This window comes from Centipeda sp. (in: firmicutes), from assembly GCF_057271695.1.
Genome location: NZ_DBHIVL010000114.1, coordinates 1 through 4849, shown reverse-complemented (window position 1 = coordinate 4849; position 4849 = coordinate 1). Strand labels below are relative to the sequence as shown.

At 57.8% G+C, this 4849-nt stretch carries 5 protein-coding genes and 1 pseudogene; 1 reads left to right on the top strand and 5 read right to left on the bottom strand.

Annotated features, from left to right (window positions below):
• Positions 1-193 (top strand): annotated as a pseudogene (locus ACO6BQ_RS11950) (hypothetical protein); the annotation flags it as partial.
• 48 nt (positions 194-241) lie between these two features.
• Here the strand turns inward: ACO6BQ_RS11950 and ACO6BQ_RS11945 are convergent.
• The 5 genes from ACO6BQ_RS11945 to ACO6BQ_RS11925 all read right to left on the bottom strand — a co-directional run bounded on the left by ACO6BQ_RS11945 (position 242) and on the right by ACO6BQ_RS11925 (position 4769).
• Complete coding sequence (locus tag ACO6BQ_RS11945) at positions 242-1171, bottom strand: hypothetical protein (protein ID WP_489121242.1); 930 nt, start codon at positions 1169-1171, stop codon at positions 242-244.
• 16 nt (positions 1172-1187) lie between these two features.
• A complete protein-coding gene (locus tag ACO6BQ_RS11940; RefSeq protein ID WP_489121240.1) occupies positions 1188-2132 on the bottom strand; it encodes a nitronate monooxygenase in 945 nt (314 codons plus the stop codon).
• A gap of 218 nt (positions 2133-2350) precedes the next feature.
• On the bottom strand, positions 2351-2827 hold the full coding sequence (gene ispF / locus ACO6BQ_RS11935) for a 2-C-methyl-D-erythritol 2,4-cyclodiphosphate synthase (RefSeq protein ID WP_489121238.1): 477 nt from the start codon (positions 2825-2827) through the stop codon (positions 2351-2353).
• The gene (ispD, locus tag ACO6BQ_RS11930) at positions 2824-3594 is read right to left on the bottom strand and encodes a 2-C-methyl-D-erythritol 4-phosphate cytidylyltransferase (protein ID WP_489121236.1); all 771 of its coding nucleotides are present in this window, start codon (positions 3592-3594) and stop codon (positions 2824-2826) included. The genes ispF and ispD overlap by 4 nt, the downstream gene beginning before the upstream one ends.
• A gap of 26 nt (positions 3595-3620) precedes the next feature.
• A complete protein-coding gene (locus ACO6BQ_RS11925; RefSeq protein ID WP_489121234.1) occupies positions 3621-4769 on the bottom strand; it encodes a PIN/TRAM domain-containing protein in 1149 nt (382 codons plus the stop codon).
• Positions 4770-4849: the final 80 nt, after the last annotated feature.

Here is a 4849-nt window from a genome sequence, read left to right as displayed (position 1 = left end):
GGACGAAAAAATCTACGCCAATCTGACGGACTTCATTTTATCAGCGATTCCTTTACAGCGTATCAATGCCCCAATCAATATTTCTTTTGCCGAGATCATACAGGAGCTCAAAGTATTCCTTCTTCCAATACATAATTCCTGTATTGAACAGACACCTTTTCACGATCAATGGGATACGACAGCTTGGAGATAAAAACAATCCTCGTATGAGCCTGATTTCTGCTCATACGAGGATTGTGTTTTATAGATCCGCCTCAAGCTGCCCCTTCTTGAACACCTTGCCGATGGTGCCAAACTGGAAGGTGGCCGTTTCCTTGACGGTAAAGCGACCGTAAGTATTCCCCGCGCGATAGTTCGAGTTGAACGCCTCGCGCATGCCGCCCGCCGTGTGCATCTCCTCTCCGTAGACGAGGAAGGGATTCGGAACGACGGCAAAGAGGTTGTTGCCGAGGGGCATCCCCCAGAAGTCCGCATCACGCGTCGGTGTGACGGCGACAAAGCGCGGCTCAAGCTCGGGACGGCTGAGACGCAGCTGCATATTCGTGCAGCGCATCCCCTGCACTTCGTAGAGCTTAATGAAGTCGTCCTGCGCCTTCTTCTTTTGGAACATCGTCCCCATGACATCATAGAGCGCATTATAGTCGCGCACATAGTCCGCTGCACGCTCGGCAGGAGTTCGCTCACGCAGCTCCGGGACAGGAATCTGCGTGAGCGCAGCCGCCGCATCGGCAGCTTTTTTCCGTGCAGCTTCGTCCTGTTTCACGCGATCACTGGGCACAGGCTCTTTGCCACCCGTCGCACGCGCATAGCTTCCGGCTGCCCGCTCCATCGCATTCATCGGCTTGGACGGCTGCCCCGCTGCCGAGGAATTCGGCGACGGCGCAGCGACTCCTGTATATGCACGCGAGAGGTCGCGCTTCATCTCCTCATCGAGGAGATCGCTCACCGATGGGACAGCACGATGTGCAGCGGCGTTCGCCTCAGCCGCAGGATTGTCAGAGAGCTCCTTCTGCGCCTCCCTGCGCGGCGGTATTCCACCCGCACGCTGCTCTGCCGCCTCCAGCCGCTCCACCAATTCATCAATGCGACTCTGCTGACGCAGTGCCATCTTTTCGAGAAGCGTGACGCGCTTCGCGAGCTCATGAATCCGTGTCAGTTCGTCGGTTCCCATTCCCCTGACTTACCCCTTAAACTTCAATCTTCGCTGCACGCGCAAGCACCTCACGCGCCTCGCGCACAATGCGATCCACAATCACCTTGACCGGCTCGATCTCGCGCAGGAGTGTCAGCGTCTCGCCCGCCTGCACCATGCCGTTCACGACATCACCGTCCACGGCGGCGAGCTTGTTCGTGCCCGTCGCACGGTCGAGCAGTTCCTGCTTCGTCGCCTTGCCCGAGAGTTCGAGCGCGACAAAGTCCTCCGCAAACTTGTTCTTGACACCACGCACCGAGCCGCCAATCGTGAAACCCGTGACAATCGTGTCCGTATCCACTGCCTCGATCAGCTTTGCCTTCATATTGTCGTGCACAACGCATTCCTCGGCAACGAGGAAGCGGGTTCCCATCTGAATCCCCGCTGCACCCATGAGAAGTGCCGCCGCAAGCCCGCGACCGTCGCCGAATCCGCCCGCCATAACGACAGGGAGCTTTACCTCCGGAATGACCTGCTCCATCAGCGGCAGAGTCGAGAGCACGCCGATGTGACCGCCCGCCTCCATGCCCTCCACAACAATCGCGTCCGCGCCCTTTTCCTCCACACGCTTTGCGAGCTTTACGCTCGGCACAACGGGGATGACCTTCACGCCCGCCGCGTGGAGCTTTTCAAAGTACGGAACGGGATTGCCCGCACCGAGCGTCACGAACGCCGGTTTTTCCTCGCAGATCACGTCCACGATCTCGTCCTTGTTCGGTGCCATGAGCATCACATTGACACCAAACGGGCGATCCGTCAGCGTACGGCAGCGGCGAATCTCATCGCGTGTGTACTCCGTCGTACGCCCACCCGTCGAGATGATGCCCGCACCGCCCGCATTCGACACCGCAGACGCGAGATTCGCCTCCGAGATCCACGCCATGCCGCCCTGCAGGATAGGAACCTCGATTCCCAAGAGTTCTTTCAGCTGATTTGCCACGTTACTACCTCCGTAAATGTACCATGTGATTCTTACAAAGAAACAAGCAATACTTCTAAGCAAACCCTAGTGAAGCAAGCGAGAAAAGCACACGTTCTGCCCCCTGCGGATTTCTTTCGTTCAAGCGAAGCGCGTTTAAGAAGTCCGCAGGTATTTAGGCAGATAAGTGTGCGAACGTTTGCGTAACGAGGCGTTTGCGTGAAGTATGCAAGTATTCACTATACGCGCTCTATGCCCGCAACGGCATAGGCAGACATCCCTTCTCCGCTGCCCGTAAACCCGAGCCGCTCCTCCGTCGTCGCCTTGACATTGACATCGCCAACCGTCACGCCGAGCAGACGCGCAATATTCTCACGCATTCGAGGGATATACGGCAGCAGCTTCGGTGCCTGGGCGACAATCGTCGCATCCACATTGCCGATGGTATAGCCCTCCGCACGCACGAGACGCACGACCTCCTCCAGGAGCTTGCCGCTGTCCGCGCCCTTAAAGCGTTCGTCCGTATCCGGAAAATGCGTCCCGATGTCCCCGCGTGCCGCCGCACCGAGAATCGCATCCGAGACAGCATGAAGCAGCACATCCGCATCCGAATGCCCGAGCAGCCCCTTTTCATACGGCACATCCACACCACCAAGGATCAGCTTTCGACCCTCGACCAGACGGTGCACATCGTAGCCCATGCCAAACCGCGTCATTCGCCTTCTCCTTTCCGTCGTCGCACGACACCTCCGAGGAGACGCTTTGCTTCATGCACAGCCGTCTTCATCAGCTCACCTGCGCCCATATCGCTCCTCAGGATTGCCTCCGCAACGACCATGTCCTCGGGCGTCGTCACCTTGATATTGCTGTACTCACCCCTAACGATGTGCACGGGAACACCGATGCGCTCCACAAGGCTCGCGTCGTCCGTCCCGAGAAACCCATCTTCATCTGCGCGGCGGTTCGCCTCGCGCAGGATCTCCTTGCGAAATCCCTGCGGTGTCTGCACCTGCCACAGCGTACTGCGCGGCGGCGTCGAAACAACGACACCATCCTCCGTGGCAATCTTGATCGTGTTCTTCTCCGGCACAGCGACAATCGCCGCGCCCTCTGCGCGTACCACACGGATCAGCTCCTCAATCGTCTCGCGACGAATCAGCGGACGTGCGGCATCGTGTACGAGTACAATATCCGCCTTTTCCGAAACGAGTGCAAGTCCGTTGCGGATCGAGTACTGCCGCTCCGATCCGCCCGCGACCACCTGCCACGGAGCAAGCCCCTTCACACGGCTGAGCAGCCCGCGCACCGTCTCCACCTCATCCGCACCAACGGCAACGATCAGCTCACCGACCTCGGACACCTTGGAAAACGTGAGCAGCGTCCGCAGGAGCATCGGTTTGCCAGCGAGCGTCAGAAAAACCTTGTTCAGCCCCGCATTCATCCGATGTGCCTGCCCCGCCGCAGGGAAAACTACACTAACCATTCATTCCCCTCCTATGCGTCCTATGATTACCGCGTCAGCTTTGCAAAGATCATGCGACCTGCCGCCGTCTGCAGTGCCGAAGTCACCTCCACAGTCACGACCTCATTCATGCTGCGGAATCCACCGTCCACAACGATCATCGTGCCGTCATCGAGATACGCGAGCCCCTGCCCGTGCTCCTTGCCCGGACGCACAATCTGCACCGTCATGAGATCGCCGGGGATCGCGACCGGCTTCACCGCGTTCGAGAGCGCATTGATGTTCAGCACGGGAACACCGCGCAGCTGTGCCACCTTATTTAGGTTGAAATCATTCGTGATGATCTTGCCGCCAACCTCCTGCGCGAGTTGGAGCAGTTTGGAGTCCACCTCCGCGATGTCCTCAAAGTCCGTCTCCGTGACCTCCACCTTCATGCGCGACTCCTTGCGGATCTTTTGCAGGATGTCAAGCCCTCTGCGTCCACGCACGCGCTTCAAGGAGTCCGGCGAATCCGCAATATGCTGCAGTTCCTCAAGAACAAACACAGGAATGAGAAGCGTTCCCTCGAGAAATCCCGTCTCACAGATATCCGCGATGCGTCCGTCAATGATGACACTCGTATCCAGCAGCTTGTACTGTCGATCCGACTGCGCGGAGGATGCCGTCGTCTGCGTGGAGACACGCCCCTCACGAACACGCGACATATCGCGCAGGAAACGCGGGATAAAGTCAAAGACTGCCGCCAGCTCCTCCTGCTTACGCACCATGATGTGGACACCGAGATAGCCAAGCACAATGCTGAACACGATGGGAATGTAGTCGCCGACAATCGGTATCATAGAAAACGCGTCGCCCAGAAGACGCGCAATGATGAGTCCGATAAAAAGTCCGATTGCCCCTGCGATCACATCGCGTGTCGGCATCTTGCCGAGCTGCCCCTCCACCCACACGGAGAAACGCCTAAGGCGACCCGTGAAGAACGGCGCGAGCGGATAGCCGACCACGCCGCCGATAGCAGTACCGATGAGAATGCAGAGAAGTCCCGCCGGCGAGAGTCCAAGCACTCCGAGCTCGACATGCCAAAACGATGCCGCGAAATAGCCGCTCACCGTCGGAATCGCAAGCTCAAACAGAGTTCCCCCGACAATTGCCATAATGAGTACGATGAAAAAACGTAAAATACGATCGAATAACACACATTCACCTCCCTTCGTTAAATAGTTAGGGAATCGCTGATAAAATGAAGTCCGTCAGATTGGCGTAGATTTTTCGTCCG

Bases quoted from the DNA above. Each gene is read 5' to 3' on its own strand.
- ACO6BQ_RS11945 (WP_489121242.1), bottom strand. From the start codon at position 1,171: ATGGGAACCGACGAACTGACACGGATTCATGAGCTCGCGAAGCGCGTC.
- ispF (WP_489121238.1), bottom strand. From the start codon at position 2,827: ATGACGCGGTTTGGCATGGGCTACGATGTGCACCGTCTGGTCGAGGGT.
- ispD (WP_489121236.1), bottom strand. From the start codon at position 3,594: ATGGTTAGTGTAGTTTTCCCTGCGGCGGGGCAGGCACATCGGATGAAT.